This window comes from Halosimplex rarum, from assembly GCF_047715405.1.
GTDB lineage: Archaea > Halobacteriota > Halobacteria > Halobacteriales > Haloarculaceae > Halosimplex > Halosimplex rarum.
Genome location: NZ_CP180412.1, coordinates 781,524 through 802,834 on the forward strand (window position 1 = coordinate 781,524; position 21,311 = coordinate 802,834).

Consider the following 21,311-nt stretch of genomic DNA (forward strand, 5'->3'; position numbering starts at 1 on the left):
CGAGAGGAAGATACTGTCTTGCTCTGGATCGAAATAGATCTCTAACGCTCGGAGTGCGCCGGCATAGGCCGCAAGCATCACGAACACGAATCCAATCAAGGCGGGAAGGAGGTATTGGAGGGGCATTATCTGAGTTCTTTCATAGCCGGCCGACAAAGACATATCGGTCACTACGTCCGGGGACTGAACAGGACGGGAGGTGACGCCGGTGGCACAAGTCGCGAGAGCCACTCACGAGGCCGAGACGTGGCTCTACTACGCTCCCACTGGCGACGATAGGGAGGAGTACGTCGATTACGACGGCCTCGATCCCTACTGGGCACTGTCGAATCTCCTGATCAACGAGTTCGACGGCTACCAGGAACTCACCGACGTGGAGATCAACGGTGAGCGTTGGGACATCCGCATGAACTACAGCAAGAGCGGGTTCCGTCCCCGTCCCGAGGACGACGTCGCCTCCGATCGCCTCTACGAGTTCGATATCAACGCCCAGGGACGCGGCGAACGCAAGTGCGACTACAACATCTCACCACGTTTCTCGGACATGCGGAAGTCCGACGGCGAGCGGACGACGACCGCGTTCGACCACACTGAGCCCGACGAAGGGATCAGCATCCACTGCCAGCCATCGAACCTGGCGCTCGACGAGGTCGCCGACCTCCTGCCGCGGTTCATCTTCGAGCTCGCCGACTCAGCGGACGTCGGTCTCTATCACGGATATTTCGCCGAGCCGTTTGACGGCCGGATCACCGCCATCGAGCGCTACCTCCGGCTCACCCGGACGATGAACGAGAAGCTCATCGGCACCGGCGGCGTCTTCGATCGCCTCGCGATGCTCCTGTCGGACGCCGACGGGACGAAAGGCGTCTACAAGTTCGACAACGAGCGCGAGCGCGGCTATCACCACGTCGTCCGCCACGGGTCGACCAGCGCTGCCGAGATGGTCTCCGGCCACCGACTCGGCGGCCAGATCAAGAGCTACCTCCCCGAGCACCCCGAGAAGTTCGAACCGGACGATCCGCTGTATCATCCGAAACTCGGTGTGAAGTTCGTCCAAGGACGGACCGCATCCGGGTCCGTCCCGTGGGAGGACCGCGACGAGGTCGTGCGCGAACTCGACGAGCGCCTCGTCTCGTTGCTCTCCTGGGCGGAGATCCCGACCGAGGCCGGTGGGACCACCTACGTCGCTGACGATCACTTCGATGCCGGTCCGGCGGAGGAGTCCGTCCCGATCCACACGGACCCGACGCCGCGCCTCGAGGCCAAGCAGGAGCACCTGATCGTGACGACGCTCCGGGACATGACCGCCGCCGACGAGGAGATCGTCGAAAACCTCGCGACCGACGGCGGTCGGCCGGCCCGCGAGGTCGCCGACGCGGCCGGTGTGGGACTGTCGACCGTGTACCGGTGTCTCCAGCGTCTCGAAGGCGTCATCACATCGGACAACGGCCACGTCCGATTCGTCTCGGAGAAGCTCCGCCAGGAGATCCGCGCGATCACTGAGGCCGCGGAGTCGAAGATCGAGAGCGCTGCTGACCGCGCGGCCCAGCTGGTCGACATGGACGTCCGTCAGTCGGCCTCGAGCGCGTTCGACCGCTGGCTCGCGAAGTACGGCGCCGAGTTCGAAGCGCCCAGCACCGAGGGCGGTCGCCCGGTCGTTCGGATCGATACGGTGCTCTCGAAGATGAAGACCTCGTACTCGACGGACCCGCTCGTCGACGACGTCCTCGACGAGATGTTCGAAGCGTGGGCGGACGACGGACGCGACCCGCGGGACCTCGGTGACGCGATCGTCGAGGTCACCGTCGACGGGAGCTCGATGCGGCGGCCGGTCGCGACGCTCCGCTAACGCCCGACGGCTGAGAGGCATCACTGTCGCTCGTAGCTTCTTCTTATAAGGGATAGTCCGATTCTACCCCGAACCTCGTTTTCAGGTGCAACCCGGATAGGTGCCGATCACCGTCGAGACGGTGGCTCGCCGGTCGAGCGGTGCCCGCTCTTCGGGCAAGCCCCCTTAGGGGGTGTGCCTAAGGGCACGCGCCTGCGGCGCGCAAAAAATACACCCCGCCTTTCCGCCAGTCTCCACCCGAAGCACGTGAAACAGGGGTTACTCAACGATCTGGCTTCCAAACGTTTTTGAGCCAATAGGTAGACACATTGACCGCTGCCGGCGTGACCGAGGCTCTGGGTCGTCTACGGAATAGCTCCCCATCCCGGCCGAAACCATGAGTTCCGGTGGCAAGCACGCGACCGGTCGCCGGCGGGCTCTGTGCTAGGGTGTGGCATCTCTGGCGGTCCAAGCCTCATCCCGTCACCGAAACATCCGTCGTCGCGCTCTTTCAGTACTGCTGTCACTACCCCAAATATCACTAATTTCGAGAGGTATGAACAGTTAAACGGTATTTCTTCTGTTCCTTGAACGGATATTCGTGCAGCGAAACAACCCGATAGGTCGCGTTGAAATGCTGTTGCGAGGAAACGACAGTTTGCCTTTAAGGTACGTACCGTATACTTGCAGTTCGCATGCAAATTAAGCAGCTCCTGAAAGAGGACGACGCGGTGTCGCCGGTCATCGGCGTCATCCTGATGGTCGCGATCACGGTGATCCTCGCGGCCGTCATCGCATCGTTCGTGCTCGGTATGGGTCCGAGCAATGACCCGACGCCGACTGCAACGATTGGTATGGACTACGAGGAGATGGACACCGATGAAGGGGTACTCACCTTATCGCACGAAAGCGGCGAAACAATTGCCGCAGGGAACCTCTACGTGCGCGGTAGCGGAACCTTGACTAGTTCGCCGAGCTGGACTCCTGCCCCTGATACTATCAATACGGGCTCCTGGTCAGACATCAGCTCTTACGATTCAGACAGCGAAATCAAATCTGGCAATGAACTAACTGTCGGTGTTACTAGTTCATATGAGCTCTCTGTTGTCTGGGAGTCTTCTGAGGGCGATACGTCCTCGACGCTGAACGAGCAGAGCGGTCCTGACGCCTAAAAGAACAATGGAAATTAAGCAACTTGTCAAAGACGACGACGCGGTGTCGCCGGTCATCGGCGTCATCCTGATGGTCGCGATCACGGTCATCCTCGCGGCCGTCATCGCATCGTTCGTGCTGGGCATGGGTCCGAGCAACGACCCGACGCCGACCGCGACGATCAGCATGAACTACGAGCAGACCGGGTCCAGTGGCGGTACTGAATACGGCCTTCTGACACTCTCACACGAAAGTGGTGAGACGATCCAAGCGTCAAATCTCTATATTCGCGGGAGCGGATTCAGTACCAGTCCAACTGAGACGCATATCACCGAAGGCTCGTGGACTCAGAGTGGTACGTTCTTCGGCACTAACAGCGAGGTTAAGTCCGGGCAGTCGGTTGATGTCGGTGTCAAGAGTACGTACGACGTGAGCGTCGTCTGGGAATCACCCGAAGGCGACACCTCGTCAACGCTGAACGAGCAGACTGGCCCCGACGCCTAATCGGCGTCTTTTCTTTTCAGTTCTTCAAACTGCCCAGAGGCATCCATCAGTGGCTCGTCGATGGCGTCCTCTATAGTGCTCGGATGCAGCTGGACATCGCGTGTTGTGGTGCATTCCACAAAGGGTGCATCCCACAAAGGTCCGAACCTGCGTCGCGTGAATTAGAGCACCTGTGGCCGTCCGTGGTGTTCTGCGCTCGGCAGCGCCTGCCTGTGAGTTCGAACGCGTTCGTCCGTCGTGCGAGTAGTACCGCGCCCGTCGCGGCCGTGGCCACCAGCACGACCGCGAGCGCGTTTTTTGCCCAGGTAGGCACGAACGTCTCGCGGGCGATCCACCCGCTCGCGTAGACGGCTGCGTACATCGTCCACGGCGTCATGATCGACTCGACGACGTCGTCGACGCCCGCGGTCATGGCACCGGGATGAACCCGAACAGCCACAGACCCAGCAGCACGACCGCGACGAGGACCAGTTTCGTCGGGATCTGCTTAGCGATAGACTCCTCGAGCTTCACCAGCCGAACATAGACGAACAGCACGACCAGAAGCGCGACGAGCCACGCGACCAGCTCCGCGGCGGCACCGATCACACCCTTGAGGGCGGTCAACGGCTCGGGCAGCGCCGGGATCATCGAATCCTCCCGACAGCCCTCCGAGCCGCCTTCGCGACTCGCTTGTCGTTGCCCGTAAAGCGGAGCGCCCCGTAGCCGACCGCCGCGACCAGCCCGAAGCCGACGATCGGCGAGCCGCCCGAGCCACCGCCGCCGGTCGGTCCGAAGCCACCCGATAGCGACCCGTTGAGCGAGTTCGCCGGGTCCGTGTCCGCGAAGCCGATCTCCGAGAAGTTGCTCGACCCGCCGTCGGTGTAGTTCGCCGAGCCGTTGAGTGTCGGCGGGTCCTGGTCGGGATAGGCCGTCGGCTGCGGGTACGGCGTCGGCTCCGTACCGTTCGGGAACGCGGTCGGCTCCGGGTAGGGCGTTGGCGTACCTCTATCGCCCGTTGAGATGCCATCGTTCGCCGCGTGACAACCGAAGTAATAGCCCTTCGGACTGTCGAACTCGACGTATTCGTTGATGCTGGTTCCCGCGTAGGACAGGTTGAACCAGATATCCTCGGTGGACATGCTTGGGTCCCAGTACTCGACCAGCAGGCCGGTCTTGGCCCCGTCAGAACCGGGAACAGTACACGTCCCGAGTGCGGTCATGTCGCCGTCCGCGGGCGGCGTTCCGACCGGCGTCGGCATCGGCGTGGTCGTCCCCGACGCCGTCGCACCGGACACGCAGTTTGCCGAGCTCGAGATGTCCGCCGGGTCCTGTAGCCAGTCCTCGAACGGCGACGCGATCTCGAACTCGCCGCGGGTGTTCTGCTCCGTCGGGTTGACCCCATCGAAGACGAAACTCGCGCGCTCGCTCTCGACGCCCACGCGATAGGACACGTTCGGGGACGCGTGCGCGTCCTCGAGCGTGGTCTCGCCGTAGCGGTTGAACTCCGTCGTCGACTGGTCGCCAGTGAACTCCGACGGTGCCCAGGAGTTGTTGTCGCTGGTCGGGTACGGGTTCCACGTCGCATCCGCACCGACCGACTGGAACTCGGCGTCGCCCTTATAGCAGACGTCCATTCGGTAGTCGAGAGTCTCAGGAGTGGACGTGCCCGGTTTGGAGAGTGAAAAGTTAACTTTGGGTACCACACCAGAGACAGTAACTGATTCTTTTATGGATTTATATCCGGACTTAGAGACGCTGAATGTATACGTACCTTTGTCGAGATCCATCACATACGAGCCGCTGGCATCCGTTGTAGTGTTCTCAACTAGAGACCCATCCTGTAGGACCTCAATGCGCGCCTCTGAAATCGGGTCACCCCCAGATGACGTGACATTCCCGCTGACTGTTGGCGAGGTAACATCTGTGTTAACGCCGACAGCGTCGAGATAGACAGATTCGCCGGGCGACGAAACAGCAACCCTCCCGTCACTGTAATCGTTATCATTGGTCACCATCGTCATCTGCGTACCCCAAGAAGACGGCTCCTCCGTGCCGACTTCCCAGGCTTTCGCTTTGATGTCCGCGCCTTCCTCAATCATCCGGAACCGGTACCAAGTGCCTTCGTGCATTTCCCCGAACGATTGAGATACTCCGTGCGCTTGCAGTTGGAACTCATTCCCATCTGAATTTGCCCGAAGTTTGTACTCAGTACCCCCGCCACCATTCACAACTTGAACCGACCCAATATCTGTCGAGGTGCTGCTTGCCTCCCACCGGACCGTTCCGGTGACGTAGTCGCTGTCGTCAGAAACCATGGCCGGGCCATCATCCCATGTCACCGCATCACCGCTACCAGTGTATTCGAGCGAGTATTCTCCATCAAAGGATTTTGACGAGATACTCGCAGGACCACTCCAGCCAGATATGTCGCCGTCTTCAAAGGTGTCAATCGCAGACTCGCTCGCAGCTGATGCCACTCCAACAGCGGACGATTCGATCGAGATTACGCTTGCCAATCCGGCTGTAGACGAGATGATCAGAATTAGCGCGAGACAGCCGACGATAGCCGTGCGCGCAGTCTGCTTCGAAGGCCGTACAGCAGATAACGGAAACCGTATCTGGTTTCGAAGTGGCCGCCACAGACAGCCCACGGCCGCCGCAGCGACCACCACAACCGAGGCGATCGCGCCGGCGCCAACGCCACCCTTGAGGCCGGCTCGGAGCGCAATGTGCGACGACCACAGGAGATCGACAAGACTGAGAAGGACGATCCCCGTCGACCCCGCGGAGACAACTCGTGGCGCGATATGCGAGACGCGTCGGTAGACGGTGAATATCGCGTGCACACCGCCGACAGCGATCAATCCGGCGCCCGTCCATCCAAGCGGTCCGGCCACCGCCAGAGCGACGGGATTCGTCTCGACCGCCGGACCGCTCTCGACTGCGACGACCGACACCGAAAAGGCCACGATCGTCGCCATGAGGGCGATCGCTTCGCCAATTCGCAATCTATCCGACCGCTCCGATAGCCGCGTCCGAATCCGAGTTCTGAGTTTCTGTATTTGAGTCATGTTAGTGGTTGAGTCCGACGAATTGCTTGAGAACTTGTGCAACATCGCCTCCGTTGACGACGCCGGTGGCCGTCCCGGCGACGTACAGCACGAGCACGATGAACCCGATCAGCGAGCCGACCCGAGCGTACCGAGCCAGCACGACGAACGCGTCGGCCGCTTCCCGGAGGTACCAGAGCGCAGCGACGACCGTCGCCAGGAGCCCGATCGCGATGCCGTCGACGCCGACCAAGCCGACCACCAGGTTGAGCCCGCCGGCGACGATCTCGCGGATCAACACGCGCGATCACCTCCGCGCGCAGTACCGCGCTGCACGCACGGGGGGACCCCTACGTGTCCTATCTGAATTACGCGCGCGTATGTAGCGCCGATCTCGACCGGAGCGAGACGACCGGACGACCCCGATCTCGAAACCGGCCCCTGCGCCTGGATTTGCTCGAAAATTTTTCTTTTTTCGCCGATCATGCCATCGCCTCCTGCCAGTTGCGGAAGTCGATGCTGACCTCGGCGTCGAGCTTAGCCTGTGCCTTCAGGTTCGGCCACTTGACCGGCGCGAAGTGAGGTGCCTTCCAGGCGACGCCCATGCCCTCGTCCATGTCCGAGGTCAAATCCGTATTCAACGGACACTTCCGGTCGCCCGGCAGCGTCCGCCCGATCGGCGGCGCGTTACCGTTCATCGTCAGCCGCCAGCGGATCTTCTGGCGAGCGAACGGATTCAGCTCGCTCAGGCCGTGAACCTGATAGGAGAACGAGAGCCCTTTCTTCCGGGCGTCCGCGTACTTGTCCCGGAACCACTTGATCATCTCGTAGTGCTGGTGGATGTTCTTCTCGGCGTCCGGGTCGAGGATGTTGCCCGCCTCGTCGAGGTTGATGAACGTCGGGTGAACGAACACGTCACCGGAAATCCGGTGGGCGACGAACGCGAACCACCACTGGTCGGCGTCCGTCGGCTGGTTCGGGCCTTCCTCGTCGACGGGCGTCGTCTGTCGGTGGTTGAAGTAGTTGAACTGTGAGACCTCTGTGCAGCCACGGTGCAGCGGGTCTGGGAAGACCACGTAGAACTGACCGGGGACCAGCTGGCCCATGAGGTCCTGGACGGACTCGTAGCGGATCACGTCCCGCGCGATATCCTCGGGACGAACTTCGAACTCGTCGACGGTGACGTCCTCGGGAACGATACGGACGCGCGTGTCCAGGCCCGCGGGTATCGCGAGCGTCGCGAACGGCGCGAAGGCCATCCACTCGGTCCGCTCGTTGGTCCCAGACTCGTCGACCGACTCCGCCCAGATGGTCGTCTCGTTGTTCACCTGCATCCGCCAGAGGATCTGAGACAGCGCCAGCGTCGTCTTCCCGCCGCCGGGCTCGCCGTGAACCAGCAGATCCGTCCCTTTGACCGAGCGGATCTCTTGCGCCCTGTCGGGATCGTCGGCGAGCCATTCCAGGACCTTCGCGCGATACGGCGGGTAGCGCTCGAGCGCCTCGTGCGACGGCTTCGGGTCGCGCGGGTCGTAATCGACCTCACCGACGAGCGCACGAAGCAACTCGAGGTCGCGCTCGTCAGTGTAGACGAGTGCGTCCACGAACGCCCGCGGGAACTCCGCCAGCGCCGAGCCCCGTTTCTCTGCGTCGGCGAGATACTTGTGCAGCGGGGGGATCCCGAAGTGCTGGTGCATGGCCTCGCCGTCGTTGTGGTTGGGGAGACTGACGTCGCCGAGCGCCTGACACGATTTCTCGTGTGGCTCCGTGACGGCCGCTAACTGTTCGCGGATCTTCGCTTGCGTGTCGGCTTTTGGGTCGATTAGCGAGCTCATTACCAGTCCGGGGGTTCGGTGTCGTCGCCCTGGCCCGTGCCAGGAGTCTCTTTCGCGCGTCCGCTCAGTACGCGGACGCCCGCACGGTACCGCGGGAGTACGTGATACGCCGCGAACAGCCGCCGAGCGCGCTGGTCGGCCACAGAGTCACCGGTCAGCACGGCGACCGCGGAGTCCTCGCGATAGACACGAGTGATCCACTCCTGGTCGAGTTCGCCGTGCGTCGCGAGCAGGAGGTCGTGGCCCCAGTCCAGCAGCTCCCCGCGCTCGTCGAACCCTTCGAGCAGCGCGTCGAGCGCGCGCTCTTGCCACTCTTCGAGTTCGTTCAGCGCGGGCCGCATCGCGATGAACCGCTGGCGCTTCGGGTCGTGGGAATCGCCGTCGTCGGCGTCGTCGGCGTACTCGGTGGCGTCCGAGCGCAGCCGGCGGAACGCGTCGCGATGCGCCGGCACCACGTAGTTAGCGACGAAGTGCTCACGGACGCGCTCGGCGACCGTGTCGTCGAGCCTGGCCATCTCTCCCCGGCGCGCCCCGGAGCGCAGCAACGATGCCAGGAGGACGCCCTGGTGCCCTCTGTACTGCCGGCTCATGTCCTCGTAGACGCGTAGGTCCAACCGGCCGAGCGTCCGGATCGTGATCTCCTGGAGCCATTCGAGGGCACGGCGCTCCGAGTCGAGGCCGGTTCGCAGTTCGTCGACGCGCTCGCGAACGCCCTCGGTGAGCGTCACCAGCGCCGGTCGGTACGGGTCCGGCTCGTCGACCTGGTTAGTCGTCGTCACTGGGAACACCTCCCTCCGAGGTGGCACCTTCGGCGGCCTCGCGGCGCCGGTCGACGACCTCCTCGTCGCCGTCGCCGCCGTCGATCGTCGACGGGACGTCGCCATCGGGATCGAGCGCTTCCTCGACGAGCGTGCGGTCGTGCTTCTCGACCTCGCGCTCGACTTCTTGCTGTCGGCGGACGCGCTCGCGGTCGAGTTGCTCTTTCGCCTGGTCGAGCGTCTTCGCGTCGTCGACGTCCTCGGTCAGCTGGAACATCGACGCGACCGCGGTTCGGATGTGGACCGGCGCCGGCTCGACGTACGCCTCGCCGTTGACAGGCTCGGCAGCCCACAGCAGCAGGCCGACCGCCAGCGTGCCGATCACCGGCCACGGCGTCGCCCATCCCCAGTGGATACTGGCGCCCGCAGTCACGAACGCGCCGGCGATCGCGGCGTAGGTGCCGGCATGCTCGCGGTCGAGTGGTGGCGTTGAGAGCCGCCAGCCTTCGGGCTCGTAGTGGAGAATCTCGTCCGCTTCCGGGTCAGCGACGAATAGCTCGTCCCACTTCGAGTTCTGCAGGTTGACCCGCGTGCGGAGCTTCTCGGCGTTGTAGAGCCGTGCCGTCGCGCCGCAGGCTCGCGCCAGGAACGGGAGCAACCCGCGGGTGATCACCGAGACGGTCCCGTCGGTCTGTCGGACGATGCGCTGGTCCTCGAGCTCGGCGTCGAGCATGTCCCAGGCCTCGTCGCCGGTCGGCGATTGGGCGTAGGTGAGTTCCGGCTTCAGGAACATCGCCTTCGAGACGCCCGTCGAGTACGTCTCGAGCATGATGATCGCGATGATCGCGACCACGTACGCGCTGAGGACGATGTGGGCGTTGACGACGAGGCTCGCGATACTCTCGTAGAATATCAGCGAGCCGAGACCGGTCGCGATCGACAGCGCGATCACCCACGGTCCGAGGCCGTAGCCGGGGCCGTCGCCGGCCTTGTCAATCGCCTTCTTGCAGGTGAGTCCGACGACGAAGCCGCCGGCGATGATCCACAGCAGGAAGTCGGTGATCACCGACGCGAGGTAGTCCCCAGCGCTGTCGATGTCGACCGACTGCGTGGTCGCGAGGCTCTTGTGCTGGAACGTCCACCGTGCCCACTCTTTGCCCTCGATCCACATGGTCACGCGCGTCTGTGACTGGTGGTTCGGGAGGTCGATCGGGACGGTCGGCCGGCCGCGGTCTACGGTCACGTCGCGAGTGACGTGGTTGATGTTGGCCGCGTAGGGCTCGGCGACGGTCGTGTTACCGCGCTCGACCGTCCGCGTCTTCTCGTTCCAGAAGACCATGTGAATCGTCTCCTCGCGGTCGCTGAACGCCCACGTCCGGAGGTAGACGGTATCACGCCCGAGCGTGTGATTCCGCGGGAGATACTGGCCGCCCTGGTCGCTGCCGGGCTCGGCGAAGATGTCGTTCGCCGGCCAGTAGACCAGCCAGTACATGATATCCGTCGTATCGCCCATGCGGACGCTGTCGACGTCTTGCTGGACGCCGTTTTGCTTGAGCTCCGAGCGCGTGAACTCGCTCGAGCCATCGCTCGACGAGCTGGCCGACTTGTTGGCCGCGGCCGCGGCGACGTCGTCGACGGCGACCGTCGCGACCAGCGGGGCCGCCACCAGGAGCGCGACGAGCACGAGCGCCGAGAGGGAAACGGTGGACGTCCGAGTCATGCCTCGCTCTCGATCTCCCTCGCTCGCTCGTCGATGCTTTTCAACAGTCCAACGCCGGAGAGTATCCAGACGACCGTCACTGCCAGCGTAAACTTGTCTCCGGTCGCAGTCGCCCAGCCGGCAGCGAAGGCGGCCAGTCCGAGATTCAGGAGTTTCACGCCGGCGTTGACCCGCAGTTCGGGTGCGGCCAGCGTCCGGAGCGAGTACGACGCCGTCATGTCTCGCTCTCCTCCTTTTCGAGGACCCAGTGAGCGAACACGAGCAGTGCCAGGAAGACCAGGACTGCCCCGGGGTTCGCCACGATCGGCCCGGCGCCGCCGAGTCCGAGGACGAGTACGGCGACGATCGCGGCGATGACCACGACCGCCATGACGCCGGACACGAAGAACGACGCCGAGCCCGAGTCCGACGACGAGCTCATCCGGAGCACCGGATCGTGGTCTTCGCCGCGGAGCCGCTCGAAGGTCCAGTAGAGGATCACCAGCACCCCGATGGCGGCGCCGGCGATGCGCACGCTTTCTGTCGGCATCGTTTCCGGGAGCATGTTAGGCCACCCCCTCGCGGTGGTCGCTCTCGCTCGTCTGTACCGGTTCGATCTGTTCGCCTTGGCGATCGAGGAGCACCCGGTCGTCTTCCGCGGCGCACTCGCCCGAGCAGTAGACGCTACGGAGCTCGTGCGTTCCGACGACGACCGACAGCGGGCCGAGAGACAGCCGTCGTGGCGAACCCGACGCGTGGGCCTCGAGGTACTCGTCGACGCCGTTTCGCGACGAGTGTACCCGAACGTGTGCCCCGCAAGTCGCACACGTCGAGTCGCACTCCGGCGTGCCGTCCTCGTAGGCGAACATGCCGCCGACCAGGCCGAGCAGTCCGATCGCCAGCGCGGCACCGACGAAGTCACCGCCAAGCGCCAAGTGGACACCCCACGCGAGACCGCCGCCGCCGAGCGCCAGCCCGAACCAGCCGCCGGGTCCGAGGTCGGACAGTCGGACATCGTCGACCTCGAGCGGGAGCTCAGGCTGCATCCTCCACCTCCACGCTCAGGAAGACGAGCCCGACGATCAGCATGCCGATGCCGATGAACTGCTGGCCGGTGATCGTGAACAGCCCGGAGAGGCCGCCGGCGCCGATACCCATGATGCCGAAGTTGGTGACGAAGTACGGGTGCCCGACGATGAATCCGAACGCAGTTCCGATGATATCGCCGAACTGGACGAGTCCGACGGCGACCGCGCCCATGCCACCGAAGATGATCGTCAGCGTCCACCGTCCGGTAATCACGAACGCCCTCGAGAACGCATCTCGGCGGTCGCGGACCCGAGCGTAGGCCATGAGGAACCGCCCGGTGATGACGAGCACCACCAGCAGGATTCCCATCAGTACTGCACCGACGACGTCAAGCGCCGCCAGGATGTTACCAGGCACGCCGACCACCCCCGCATGCGGGTGGGGTGTTGCGCCCTCTCCGCGAGGGGTTACTATTCGCCGTTTCTGCCGTGATATCGTGTTTCATCGGTTTTCTTGCCAGTCTTTGATTTTCGTGAGCAGTTTGTCGACCTGTACCCCGACGTAGACCAGCGCCCCAGCCAGCAGGATCTTCGTCCCGAGGTCCGGGTAGCCGAACTCGGGAAGGATCGTCGCGCCACTGGTCGCCACCGCAGGGAACCAGTACATCGACGTCGACGAGAGCAGCGCCCACGCTGGCTCGAACGCGCCGAAGCCGACTTGCCCGACAGCGCTCAACAGGAGCGCGGCCCCGGTTATCGGGTGGTTCAACGCCTCTTTCGCGGATTGTAGCGACATTCTATCTCAACCCCAGGAAGTCGACGATCGAACTCCCGCCGGGAAGCTCGCCGAGCAGTGCGATCAGCGCACGATACAGCACCGCGAAGATCACCGCGCCGATAGCGATCGCGATTACCGGTGCGAGCGGTCCCGCCGACGCCGCCGCATTCCCCAGCTGCCCCTGGACCCAGCGGTAGGCGTTCAGCACGCGAAAGCCGACGATGGTGAACGAGCCGCCGAGCTCTACCTGGACCCACGCCAGCGACAGCGTGATCCAGTCGAACACCGCCAGAATCGACGAGACGACGTAGCCGCCGAAGCCGAACACCGACGAGACGATATAGGTCGAGATGAGCCCGAAGATAGCCTTCGGGATCGACCCGTACTCGCGGTACAGTCCGACGAGTTGGGCGAGCGGCCTGACCCATCCGGACGGTAACACTGCACCGGCAAGACCGCCGTCTGAGCCGCCGCTGGTGTCGCCTCTAGGTGGCACGGCGGATCACCACCGTCGCGAGGTACAGCGCCAGCAGCGCGATCCCGATCGCGACCACGTAGCCGGCGATGCCCGACTCGGCGACGAAAGCCGCCGCGCCGGCCCAGCTGCCGCGGACGACTGCCGACCAGAGGCCGAGCAGGACCGTGACCAGTTCGCCGAGGAAGTCTCCGAGTCCGCCGAGGAGGCCGAGCGGGATATCGACCAGCGAGAGAAACGTCGCGACGACGCCCTGGAAGTACGCGAAGATCGTCGCGCCGAGTAGCGTTGTCGCTACACGGCCCCAGCGGATCGAAACGCCGTCGACGTACTCGCTGGGCTCAACCATGTTAGCTGTCCTCGTCGTCTTCCTCCGGGCCTCCGAACCCCGGCGTCGGGATGTCGAACGGGATACCCGGGATGAAGTTGCCCGTCGGCGCCTCGCTCAGGTACGCCACGACCAGGTAGAACGCCAGCAACACGGCGCCGAATCCCAGTGCGAATGTGAACGGCCCGAGGTTGAACATCCCACCCGGGCCGATCGACAGCGCCGTCGAGATCGCGCCGACGTTGATGATCTGCGCGGCGCCGCCGAAGGTCGCCTCGACGAACGCCCCGCCCGCGTTCGCCATCGCCGACAGCGGGATGATGACTAGATCGGCGATGGTCAACACGCCCGAGGCGACAGCACTTCCCGCGGCGAATAACACGGCGCCGATCCCGCGGAAGATCACCGTCTGGAGGTCGCCAGCGTCAGCTGCTCGGCGGAACAGCCGGCGAACGCGCGGACCACCGGCCGCCGACATCTCAGTTCCCTCCACCGAACAGCCGGGAGAGCCCGAGGCCGCTCACGACCATCGCAGCGACGCCGGCGACCTTCCCGAAGATCGTCGAGAAGAACCCGCCGCTGCTCGTCCCGGTCGGCCCCACGCCACCGCTGGTGTCCTGGATCTCGTCGATCTCCTCGTTCTGGTAGAGGATCACTGCGTGGATGCGGTAGGTCGTGCCGGCGGTCGTCGATGCGACCAGTTCGGCGGTCGTGTCCTGGCCCGACAGCGCACCGGTCTTGCCGGTCATCTGCGAGTCGGAGACGTTACCGAAGCCGGTCGACGAGTCGATCCCCGAGGCGACCTCGAGGACCTTGTAGCGCTCCGTCGGGACGCCCTGGTTGAACTCGAGCGTGAGGTCGCCGTGCGAGAGGTCGAGCGCCGTCGGGACCTCCATGTCCGCGTAGAGTTCGAGCTTCTGCGGATAGCTGTAGACGTCCGCGCTGGAGATGTTGACCGAGTACTCGTCTTCGTCAGTCAGCTCCGAGAGCGGATACTCCACCTCGTAGACATGGAGGTCGGAGATCGTCGCGGTGTCGAAGGTCTCGCCGAGCGTCGACAGCGCGGTGATGTTCGCGACGCCGCCCTCGTAGTAGTTCGTGACCGTCGTCGTCTCGAGGTCGCCGTCGTCGTCGGTGTCACGCTCGATCTCTGCGAGTTCGACCTCGCCGGTCCGCTCGACGTCGAGCCACGAGATCGTAACCTGCGCGTCGGACTCGACGGCGACGACGTCGACTTGCTCGATGCTGTCGAGCGTACCGTCACCGGAGCCGGCGAGCGGCAGGTTCGAAACGCGCTCCTGGAAGACGAACCCGTTGCCCGTTCCGTTGGCGATCACCGCGTCATGCGAAGCCGCGCGCGACGCGTTGATGTCCGCGTAGCGGTAGTCACCGTCGCCGTCGACGAGGCGCACCTCGACGGTCGCCCCGCTGGTGAGCTCGTCGACGTTGCCGCCGAAGGTGAGCACCCGTTTGTTCGGGTCGTCGGTGATCGAGACGTTCTGGCCGAACGTCCCGGTCGCCGTCTCGGTGGAGGCGACCGACGCGTCAACCGAGACCTTCTCGACGCCGTCGGCGTCGGCTTCGGTCACCGACACCGACGAACTCGATTCGGAGCTGGTCGTCCAGTTCTCCGCGGCCGTCCAGGTCGCCCAGTTACTCGACTCGGCGTCGATCCGCGGGAACTGGCCGAACGCTTCGGCGTCGATCTTGTCGAATCGCAGGCCGACCGGCGTCGTCTGCGAGGAGTTGATCGACGCGTTGAGGGTCGTAACCTCACCCGCGTCGTTGTAGTACTCGAGCGGGTCGCCCATCATCGCGCGGTCGTGCTCATCGATCGTGAGCTCGTCCTCGACGACCGTCGGGTTGGGCGTCTTGTCGCTCGAGAAGTTCATCCCCGGCGACGCTGCTGCGGCCGGTGTTGCGGTCGCGACCATGATGGCCGCGAAGATCGCGAAGGCTGCGATACCTCTACGTCTGAGTTGTGCTGAAATCATGAATGCCGTTGGATTTCCGTGGTTCTGCTGCCTGTACTCCGAGGTCCGGGTACTTGTCGCGGAACGCTTCGAGGTACTCGAGAAACGCGTCGCTGCATGCGAGCCCTCGCGGCTCGCATCCAGTCACGCCGTGCCCCCGTCGACGTTGCGCCAGTCGCGCCACGTCGGCCGATCCTCAGATTCGTCCCGGTTCTCCTGTTTTTCGCCGTCGATAGGTTCCGTTTCCATCTTTCTATCACCCCCACCGGATGCGGGTAGGGGTACCCCGGCGGAAGCCGCCGGAACACCAGCGTCCACGGCTGAAACCCGTAAAATTGCCACGAGGATAATTACAGGATACGGTATAGAATCAGTACAGGATAACTACAGGATAGGTAGTGACGGCCCCACACACCGGGAATGCTTTTGATAAGTGGCAAACGACCGGTAACCACATGTCCAGTCAAAAACAGTACACCCGTTCCGTCCAGGCCATGGGTCCCAGCACCCTCGGGATCAGTTTACCGTCAGGGTTCGTCAACGAGTTCGACATCGATACCGAGTACGAACTCCAGATCGACGACATCGACTGGGACGCCGGCACGATAACCTATCGTGTCTGAAGGGGAGTGATAGAACGCCCCCTCACATTCTCGATGTGTTCAGTACAGGGGCTGTAGTTAGCAGTCGTACCACGGTTCAATCGTGGTGTCTTCGTGCAGGGTGAGTCCGATATCTTTCAGCTCGCACTCGAAATCAGCCGGCAAATCGGGGTCATACCGCCACGAGTGAGAGACGCCATCTGCGGTAAACGCGTGGACTCTCGAAGGGGTCGTTTCGATAGCGCCACGCGACATCATCTTTTCTGGCCCGAGCGTGAACACACGGCTGAAAAGCGTCTCATCCTCACTATCTATCACGCGGACCGCTATCTCCGCTTTCGAATCAGTCCTGTTCTCAACAGTCACCTCGCTAGGTTCGTCGGTACTACTGGAGTTAGTTCCCGGGAGAACGGCGCTACAGCCGGGAATCGACACGGACGCCACAGCTCCGAGAGAAGCGAGAAACCGCCGTCGAGACGGACGATTGTCTTCGAGAGTGGCTGATCCGTCGTCGTCGGCCATTACTATTCAGCTGAAGACCAAGAGAGATAATACCGACGGACGCACGGTGGACGATACCTATGCACACCTACTGACCAGGTCATTCACCCGTAGCTCTCATGAAATCAACCACGAGGAGGTCCGTTCGATGACGTTCTGGCGTCTGATCCTACAGCGAAACTTCGCGCATAGAATCGATAATATTTGACTCAGTCGGCGCCGCGAGGTACGGCTCAATTGCGTCGTAGGTGCTCCAGCCACCCAGTGCCATGACAATCCGTGGTGAGACGTTTTCCTCTACGAGTAGGTGGTTCGCCCAGGCCCGCCGGAGATCGTGCGAACTGACGCGCTCGTAATCCGGATCGCCCATCTCGTTGGCGGCCTCGTCCGCGGCCCACTCGACCCAGTTCTGCACGGTGCGTTTCGAGACGTCGACAAGCGGCGCATCGCGGTCGATCCCCTCGCTCTGGATGTATCGGTTGATCAGGCTCTCGACCTCGATCGGGAGCCACGTCTCGCGGTGCTTGCCCTGGTCATATTCGCCGGTCGTGTCCTTACCGCCGATGACCTCGAGCTCGTAGTGTCGACCGTCGCTCATTCGCGAGATATGCTTCGGCTTGACGTCCAGGACCTCGTGGGCCCGGAGGCCGCAGTCACCCATGAGTCGGATCGCGATCTCGCGCTCAAAGGACTCGGCCGCTCGCGGGAGCGCTCGATACTCCTCGCGGCTCATCCAGACGTTCCAGGAGCCGTCTTTGTTCCGTTCGGTTCTCATTGCACGCTTCTCGTGGGAAACGTGTAATCAAAACCCTTCCCGGTGGATAGGCTGCTCCCGTGAGGTGACCAGATTCAGTCGTCTCGCTGATGCCCGCCCCTGCGCGTTTCATACTTCTCCCCAAACACGAAACAACGACTGTGTTGAATCCCTATCTGTGCCTACTACTCGTGCTGAGATTCCTCAAGATGGTTCTCGATAGCCGTAACTGCAGAATTTTGGGCCTCATGTAGTTCCTGAAGTTGTTCACTGATTAGCTGTTCACGCTCTCTCATTTTATTGTCTCCGAGATACCCAAATGAGACTCGCCTTAAGACGAAATTGAAAAGGGTATCGAAGCTATCGAAATATTCCTTCACAGCATCCTTGTATAGCGAGGTGTCTGCTCTTGCTTGTAGTTCCATGAGATCTTGAATTGTTTCGACCCGTGCGTAATATTCAACGATGGCGTCAATTTCCTCGTCGGAGAGTAGTCCAAGTTTTCCAGCGTTTGTCTCGTATACTTTTGTAGATACTGGCAGCCCAAAGGCACTAGTCCCAGCACCGTAAGATTCAGCCAATTCATCAATTCCCTCTATTTTTCTAATTTCCTCCCTCAGTGATTTTCTAAGGGCCATAACTTCGCGCTCACGGTCTTTTTCACGTTCTCTCTGTGCCTGCTTCCTCGTCTCCTTATTCTCTTGAACCAATAGCTGCGTCATTGCCGCATACTGGGCTGTTAGTGCGACTAACAGAATTGTAGCAAATGCGGATGCAATTGAAGAAATTTGACCCGCAGACTCGAATTGACCGCCCAATGCCGATAGAATCGAGACAACGGACATTCCTAAGGTTAAGAGTAAGAATGACCACCGAAGTTTAGAAGACTGCAAGACTCGCATAGTGTTCGAATCTTCCAAGTTATTTTCCATATTAGTGGTACGTCAGTATAGAGTGGGATAAAACTGGCACGTTCTCGTGCTCACGAACTGCTTTCGACGCGCGACCGGTGGGATTTCCGTTGGGCAGTTGCTAGCACGAAGAAACCGCTAGATTCGCACTACTGTGGAAACATGAAATTACGCTATCTTTGATTTGCTAACCTCATTCAACCTCTTTCCCCGGAGTTCGTGTTCACTCAATGCTAGAAGATGGCTTTTTAGACAGTCAAAATAAAACTTCAGTTTCGATATAGTAGGGCTCATCAGAGAATTCCGGATATTTGTTCGTGAACACGGATCTCTTGGTATCGTGTTCATTTGAGACTGAGGTAGGTTCATGTTGAGAAACCCCTGGGTTTCATCTCATCAAGAAGGCTATCTTAATGGTTTCCAGGGGTTGATTGGTATATGACTTGAAATTAACATTTTGGGTTAGATGGTAAGGGAATTTGTTATATGATCCGCCTCAATATATTCTCAAGAGTACGAATGCCGGATAGCGGATCAATTGCCGAAAATATCTCCTCTGATGAGTTCCTTCAACAGCGTGCCTCTAATTTCCAGCAAGCGGCTAATGATGCACGAAGCCTTATACGCACGAATCTTATCATTGTTGGTCTTTTTCTCCCGGTAATAGCCTCTCTTTTTTCGGGAGAACCATCTCTCGAAAAAGTGTTTAATAACCCATACACGCAAGTTGGCCTATTAATTTGGGGCACTTCAACAGCGTTCCTTACGTATACATATCATCGGGCACGGAATGCGGCAACTGATCAGTTTGACCCTATCGAAAGAGGATTTCTAGGAAAGTTTCCAGAGGGAGAACAGAAGCACCAAAATCGTGATAAGATCTCAGAATACACAGGGTCTATCCAGAGTGTCAATATATATACTACCGGGTGTATGATGCTTTCGCTCGTTGCAACGAGTCTCTTGGCACTGGGGGTCCTATTACCATATGTATCGTTCATTCCTCAAATGGGGGTTTTTCGGATTATAGGGGTGGTTTTGGGATCAGTGATAATCCTATATGTCCTTTTCAGAATAACCCGTTACATTCTGAATCTGGTGGAGCAACATCTTTCGGAAAACAAGGGGTGGGATGACCTTACGGAACCTCGACAAGATCTTTTCAAAAAACTTTACGTTGCAGTTGGTGATGATAGCTTTCAGAAATCAGAACTTCCAATGAAGGATAGGAACGAGATCCGGTCAATACAAATTGGTTCGACCGGGTCAGACGAACCTCATGTGCTGTTGGAGGACCTAAATGAAGATGGAATCAGTGGATATCTTCTTGAGCAGTTGGTTGAGGATCAGTATTTCGAGAAAAAGGGTGAATCGGATGAACTGGCGGTTCGTCGCCCTTATGGTGCTGATGTGCCTGTGGATGAAGCAGACCAAGAAATAAAAGCTGCAATTGATAAATTAGCTATCCAACTCGAACATAACGAGCCGGCGCGGGAACATGCAGCATCTGAGATTGGAGTCCGTCCTGAGGAACTATTTCATGAACTACGATCTGGGAGTAATCTTCGTCGAGTAGAACGATATAATCGTGTAGTTGAAGACCTCGAAGAGGAAGATTTTGACATCTCATCCACTCAGTTTGAATACGGTTCTGATGAAGTAACCTACGTGCCCACTGATTCAGCACATGACATATATGATAAATTGAAGAAGATAGAACAATCAAGGGAGCGTAAACGTAAATTGGCTGAGAGGGAAGAAGAAATCCGGAAATCTGAAAATACGTACTTATTTTTGGTTATAGATCCAGTTGACGAAAATGGAAATATTGGGGTTGCCACAAACGGATTAAGAGCCCCCAAGGGAGATCTCCAAATATTTAATCTCGTCGAGGCTCAAATCTCCGACGAAGAACGCCAAACACTGGAAAATTTGGAGGCTGATGATGAAATCCGCCTCAGGATTGAAACTCATCCACAGACTATGGAGAAGTATATTGCCTCGGTCGGCGGGCCTTGAAATAATAGAAATCAGTCGACCCAACTTTTACTGCTTCGCATCCCGCTGTCGGCGACCGGCTTTCTGAGGCGGACTGTCCGCTATGGCACGCAGAAAGTTAAATTACGACTGGGGGAGCGTCAAACCGATATCGCCCTACGAATCATGGATAGAAGGGCTCATTGGAACCAAATGAATTAATAATCGTACCGTGTGCTGGGACTGCTCCAGTTGCGTTAGCCGCTGAAAGTGTGTATGGGGATAATGCGAGATATGTTTGTATCGACAACGAGGAAGGCGCATATGAACCATTTAAACAACGCAGGGAGGACGAGATAGCCCGAGTTCGGCAAGAGAGTTTATAACTACTCGTTCTCCTGGTCAAGGATTTTGCTTGCCGAAGGATAGTTCTCGTGCGGCTTCGGAGCTGGGCTGTGTATTTTGATGAAGTGGCCTTAGCCACACTCCCGGTCGCGCGGCCACGAAACCGCTTCCGCGAATGTACACACGAGCGCAGAACTGTGCGCGCAACTCGTGTGTACGAAACCGCGGTCGCGACCGGCGAGCGCACCCGGCCGTCGCCGTGAACACACCCGCGCTCGGCCGCTCTTTATAACGGGCGCGTGAATGAGATGCGCGAGATAACCGCGATTCTCCCCGCCGTGTGTACGAGAGGGCCATGATCAAGCGACTACTCTCCTGGTGGCTCAAGCGTAGGAGAATGGTCGAATGCCCGTTTTGCGGCGAGGAGTCGGACGCTATGGAGTACGAACACGAGCCCTGTGGGACGGGTCTCCACACCTACCAGTGTCCCAACTGCGAGGAGCTAATCGTATGAGAATCCGAACCGACGGCAAGTTCGACCACCGGAAAGATATCGTCGAGGACGTCTCCGTGTTCTACGACTGCAATAACACGCGTGCCCTGATGCTCGCCAGCCAGGACGTGCAGGCGTTCGTCGGCGAGGTCGTCGATCTACTCGAGGACGAGGAACTGTCGCTCGCCCAGCGTCGCGAGCTGGTAGAGCGATTCAACAGCGTCTCCCACCGCCTCGAGTTCGACTTCAAAGCTGGTGCTGACGGGGTAAATACGGAGGTCGAAATCGATCAGTAGGAGTCTAGACCGTAGAATATTGGAAATATATTGTTGTATCTCTCA

General features: G+C 60.4%; 24 protein-coding genes. 6 read left to right on the top strand and 18 right to left on the bottom strand.

Going from position 1 to position 21,311, the window contains the following annotated elements; translation table 11 throughout:
• Positions 1 to 208 precede the first annotated feature (208 nt).
• The 3 genes from ACMGFH_RS03865 to ACMGFH_RS03875 all read left to right on the top strand — a co-directional run bounded on the left by ACMGFH_RS03865 (position 209) and on the right by ACMGFH_RS03875 (position 3,484).
• On the top strand, positions 209 to 1,849 hold the full coding sequence (locus ACMGFH_RS03865) for a hypothetical protein (protein ID WP_415381454.1): 1,641 nt from the start codon (positions 209 to 211) through the stop codon (positions 1,847 to 1,849).
• Between the two features lie 674 nt (positions 1,850 to 2,523).
• On the top strand, positions 2,524 to 3,000 hold the full coding sequence (locus tag ACMGFH_RS03870) for a type IV pilin (RefSeq protein ID WP_415381455.1): 477 nt from the start codon (positions 2,524 to 2,526) through the stop codon (positions 2,998 to 3,000).
• A gap of 7 nt (positions 3,001 to 3,007) precedes the next feature.
• Positions 3,008 to 3,484, top strand: coding sequence for a type IV pilin (locus ACMGFH_RS03875; protein WP_415381456.1), 477 nt, complete (start codon positions 3,008 to 3,010; stop codon positions 3,482 to 3,484).
• 408 nt (positions 3,485 to 3,892) lie between these two features.
• On the opposite strand, the gene ACMGFH_RS03880 is transcribed toward ACMGFH_RS03875, so the two are convergent.
• From ACMGFH_RS03880 to ACMGFH_RS03950, 15 genes are all read right to left on the bottom strand, one after another.
• Positions 3,893 to 4,114 (bottom strand): hypothetical protein, encoded by a 222-nt coding sequence (locus ACMGFH_RS03880; RefSeq protein ID WP_415381457.1) that lies wholly within the window; start codon positions 4,112 to 4,114, stop codon positions 3,893 to 3,895.
• Entirely contained in the window at positions 4,111 to 6,447 is a 2,337-nt protein-coding gene (locus tag ACMGFH_RS03885) for a carboxypeptidase-like regulatory domain-containing protein (RefSeq protein ID WP_415381458.1), read from the bottom strand. The genes ACMGFH_RS03880 and ACMGFH_RS03885 overlap by 4 nt, the downstream gene beginning before the upstream one ends.
• A 91-nt stretch (positions 6,448 to 6,538) precedes the next feature.
• On the bottom strand, positions 6,539 to 6,817 hold the full coding sequence (locus ACMGFH_RS03890; protein ID WP_415381459.1) for a hypothetical protein: 279 nt from the start codon (positions 6,815 to 6,817) through the stop codon (positions 6,539 to 6,541).
• 181 nt (positions 6,818 to 6,998) lie between these two features.
• Entirely contained in the window at positions 6,999 to 8,348 is a 1,350-nt protein-coding gene (locus ACMGFH_RS03895; RefSeq protein ID WP_415381460.1) for a hypothetical protein, read from the bottom strand.
• Positions 8,348 to 9,127, bottom strand: a complete 780-nt coding sequence (locus tag ACMGFH_RS03900; RefSeq protein WP_415381461.1) for a hypothetical protein — start codon at positions 9,125 to 9,127, stop codon at positions 8,348 to 8,350. The genes ACMGFH_RS03895 and ACMGFH_RS03900 overlap by 1 nt, the downstream gene beginning before the upstream one ends.
• Positions 9,114 to 10,826, bottom strand: a complete 1,713-nt coding sequence (locus tag ACMGFH_RS03905) for a hypothetical protein (protein WP_415381462.1) — start codon at positions 10,824 to 10,826, stop codon at positions 9,114 to 9,116. Before ACMGFH_RS03905 ends, ACMGFH_RS03900 begins: the two co-directional genes overlap by 14 nt.
• The gene (locus ACMGFH_RS03910) at positions 10,823 to 11,044 is read right to left on the bottom strand and encodes a hypothetical protein (protein WP_415381463.1); all 222 of its coding nucleotides are present in this window, start codon (positions 11,042 to 11,044) and stop codon (positions 10,823 to 10,825) included. The genes ACMGFH_RS03905 and ACMGFH_RS03910 overlap by 4 nt, the downstream gene beginning before the upstream one ends.
• Complete coding sequence (locus tag ACMGFH_RS03915) at positions 11,041 to 11,370, bottom strand: hypothetical protein (RefSeq protein ID WP_415381465.1); 330 nt, start codon at positions 11,368 to 11,370, stop codon at positions 11,041 to 11,043. Before ACMGFH_RS03915 ends, ACMGFH_RS03910 begins: the two co-directional genes overlap by 4 nt.
• A gap of 1 nt (position 11,371) precedes the next feature.
• A complete protein-coding gene (locus tag ACMGFH_RS03920) occupies positions 11,372 to 11,851 on the bottom strand; it encodes a hypothetical protein (RefSeq protein ID WP_415381466.1) in 480 nt (159 codons plus the stop codon).
• The gene (locus ACMGFH_RS03925) at positions 11,841 to 12,251 is read right to left on the bottom strand and encodes a hypothetical protein (RefSeq protein WP_415381467.1); all 411 of its coding nucleotides are present in this window, start codon (positions 12,249 to 12,251) and stop codon (positions 11,841 to 11,843) included. The genes ACMGFH_RS03920 and ACMGFH_RS03925 overlap by 11 nt, the downstream gene beginning before the upstream one ends.
• Positions 12,252 to 12,335: 84 nt before the next feature.
• The gene (locus tag ACMGFH_RS03930; protein WP_415381468.1) at positions 12,336 to 12,629 is read right to left on the bottom strand and encodes a hypothetical protein; all 294 of its coding nucleotides are present in this window, start codon (positions 12,627 to 12,629) and stop codon (positions 12,336 to 12,338) included.
• A 1-nt stretch (position 12,630) separates the two neighbouring features.
• Positions 12,631 to 13,107 (bottom strand): hypothetical protein, encoded by a 477-nt coding sequence (locus ACMGFH_RS03935; RefSeq protein ID WP_415381469.1) that lies wholly within the window; start codon positions 13,105 to 13,107, stop codon positions 12,631 to 12,633.
• Positions 13,097 to 13,435 (bottom strand): hypothetical protein, encoded by a 339-nt coding sequence (locus ACMGFH_RS03940; RefSeq protein WP_415381471.1) that lies wholly within the window; start codon positions 13,433 to 13,435, stop codon positions 13,097 to 13,099. Before ACMGFH_RS03940 ends, ACMGFH_RS03935 begins: the two co-directional genes overlap by 11 nt.
• Before the next feature lies 1 nt (position 13,436).
• Positions 13,437 to 13,892, bottom strand: coding sequence for a hypothetical protein (locus tag ACMGFH_RS03945; protein WP_415381472.1), 456 nt, complete (start codon positions 13,890 to 13,892; stop codon positions 13,437 to 13,439).
• A gap of 1 nt (position 13,893) precedes the next feature.
• A complete protein-coding gene (locus ACMGFH_RS03950) occupies positions 13,894 to 15,408 on the bottom strand; it encodes a hypothetical protein (protein ID WP_415381474.1) in 1,515 nt (504 codons plus the stop codon).
• A gap of 434 nt (positions 15,409 to 15,842) precedes the next feature.
• Between ACMGFH_RS03950 and ACMGFH_RS03955 the strand changes: the two genes are divergently transcribed.
• A complete protein-coding gene (locus ACMGFH_RS03955; protein WP_415381475.1) occupies positions 15,843 to 16,010 on the top strand; it encodes a hypothetical protein in 168 nt (55 codons plus the stop codon).
• 57 nt (positions 16,011 to 16,067) lie between these two features.
• On the opposite strand, the gene ACMGFH_RS03960 is transcribed toward ACMGFH_RS03955, so the two are convergent.
• From ACMGFH_RS03960 to ACMGFH_RS03970, 3 genes are all read right to left on the bottom strand, one after another.
• On the bottom strand, positions 16,068 to 16,511 hold the full coding sequence (locus ACMGFH_RS03960; protein WP_415381476.1) for a hypothetical protein: 444 nt from the start codon (positions 16,509 to 16,511) through the stop codon (positions 16,068 to 16,070).
• Positions 16,512 to 16,659: 148 nt separating this feature from the next.
• Positions 16,660 to 17,265 carry a site-specific integrase gene (locus ACMGFH_RS03965; RefSeq protein WP_415381477.1) on the bottom strand — a complete coding sequence of 202 codons (606 nt, stop codon included), beginning with the start codon at positions 17,263 to 17,265 and terminating at the stop codon, positions 16,660 to 16,662.
• 164 nt (positions 17,266 to 17,429) lie between these two features.
• Complete coding sequence (locus ACMGFH_RS03970; RefSeq protein ID WP_415381478.1) at positions 17,430 to 17,966, bottom strand: hypothetical protein; 537 nt, start codon at positions 17,964 to 17,966, stop codon at positions 17,430 to 17,432.
• Positions 17,967 to 18,641: 675 nt separating this feature from the next.
• Between ACMGFH_RS03970 and ACMGFH_RS03975 the strand changes: the two genes are divergently transcribed.
• Both ACMGFH_RS03975 and ACMGFH_RS03980 read left to right on the top strand, forming a co-directional pair.
• Positions 18,642 to 20,174 carry a hypothetical protein gene (locus ACMGFH_RS03975; RefSeq protein ID WP_415381479.1) on the top strand — a complete coding sequence of 511 codons (1,533 nt, stop codon included), beginning with the start codon at positions 18,642 to 18,644 and terminating at the stop codon, positions 20,172 to 20,174.
• 813 nt (positions 20,175 to 20,987) lie between these two features.
• Complete coding sequence (locus ACMGFH_RS03980; RefSeq protein WP_415381480.1) at positions 20,988 to 21,266, top strand: hypothetical protein; 279 nt, start codon at positions 20,988 to 20,990, stop codon at positions 21,264 to 21,266.
• Positions 21,267 to 21,311: the final 45 nt, after the last annotated feature.

Bases quoted from the DNA above. Each gene is read 5' to 3' on its own strand.
- ACMGFH_RS03870 (WP_415381455.1), top strand. From the start codon at position 2,524: ATGCAAATTAAGCAGCTCCTGAAAGAGGACGACGCGGTGTCGCCGGTC.
- ACMGFH_RS03875 (WP_415381456.1), top strand. From the start codon at position 3,008: ATGGAAATTAAGCAACTTGTCAAAGACGACGACGCGGTGTCGCCGGTC.
- ACMGFH_RS03880 (WP_415381457.1), bottom strand. From the start codon at position 4,114: ATGATCCCGGCGCTGCCCGAGCCGTTGACCGCCCTCAAGGGTGTGATC.
- ACMGFH_RS03885 (WP_415381458.1), bottom strand. From the start codon at position 6,447: ATGGCGACGATCGTGGCCTTTTCGGTGTCGGTCGTCGCAGTCGAGAGC.
- ACMGFH_RS03895 (WP_415381460.1), bottom strand. From the start codon at position 8,348: ATGAGCTCGCTAATCGACCCAAAAGCCGACACGCAAGCGAAGATCCGC.
- ACMGFH_RS03905 (WP_415381462.1), bottom strand. From the start codon at position 10,826: ATGACTCGGACGTCCACCGTTTCCCTCTCGGCGCTCGTGCTCGTCGCG.
- ACMGFH_RS03910 (WP_415381463.1), bottom strand. From the start codon at position 11,044: ATGACGGCGTCGTACTCGCTCCGGACGCTGGCCGCACCCGAACTGCGG.
- ACMGFH_RS03915 (WP_415381465.1), bottom strand. From the start codon at position 11,370: ATGCTCCCGGAAACGATGCCGACAGAAAGCGTGCGCATCGCCGGCGCC.
- ACMGFH_RS03920 (WP_415381466.1), bottom strand. From the start codon at position 11,851: ATGCAGCCTGAGCTCCCGCTCGAGGTCGACGATGTCCGACTGTCCGAC.
- ACMGFH_RS03930 (WP_415381468.1), bottom strand. From the start codon at position 12,629: ATGTCGCTACAATCCGCGAAAGAGGCGTTGAACCACCCGATAACCGGG.
- ACMGFH_RS03940 (WP_415381471.1), bottom strand. From the start codon at position 13,435: ATGGTTGAGCCCAGCGAGTACGTCGACGGCGTTTCGATCCGCTGGGGC.
- ACMGFH_RS03945 (WP_415381472.1), bottom strand. From the start codon at position 13,892: ATGTCGGCGGCCGGTGGTCCGCGCGTTCGCCGGCTGTTCCGCCGAGCA.
- ACMGFH_RS03950 (WP_415381474.1), bottom strand. From the start codon at position 15,408: ATGATTTCAGCACAACTCAGACGTAGAGGTATCGCAGCCTTCGCGATC.
- ACMGFH_RS03955 (WP_415381475.1), top strand. From the start codon at position 15,843: ATGTCCAGTCAAAAACAGTACACCCGTTCCGTCCAGGCCATGGGTCCC.
- ACMGFH_RS03960 (WP_415381476.1), bottom strand. From the start codon at position 16,511: ATGGCCGACGACGACGGATCAGCCACTCTCGAAGACAATCGTCCGTCT.
- ACMGFH_RS03965 (WP_415381477.1), bottom strand. From the start codon at position 17,265: ATGAGAACCGAACGGAACAAAGACGGCTCCTGGAACGTCTGGATGAGC.
- ACMGFH_RS03970 (WP_415381478.1), bottom strand. From the start codon at position 17,966: ATGACGCAGCTATTGGTTCAAGAGAATAAGGAGACGAGGAAGCAGGCA.
- ACMGFH_RS03975 (WP_415381479.1), top strand. From the start codon at position 18,642: ATGATCCGCCTCAATATATTCTCAAGAGTACGAATGCCGGATAGCGGA.
- ACMGFH_RS03980 (WP_415381480.1), top strand. From the start codon at position 20,988: ATGAGAATCCGAACCGACGGCAAGTTCGACCACCGGAAAGATATCGTC.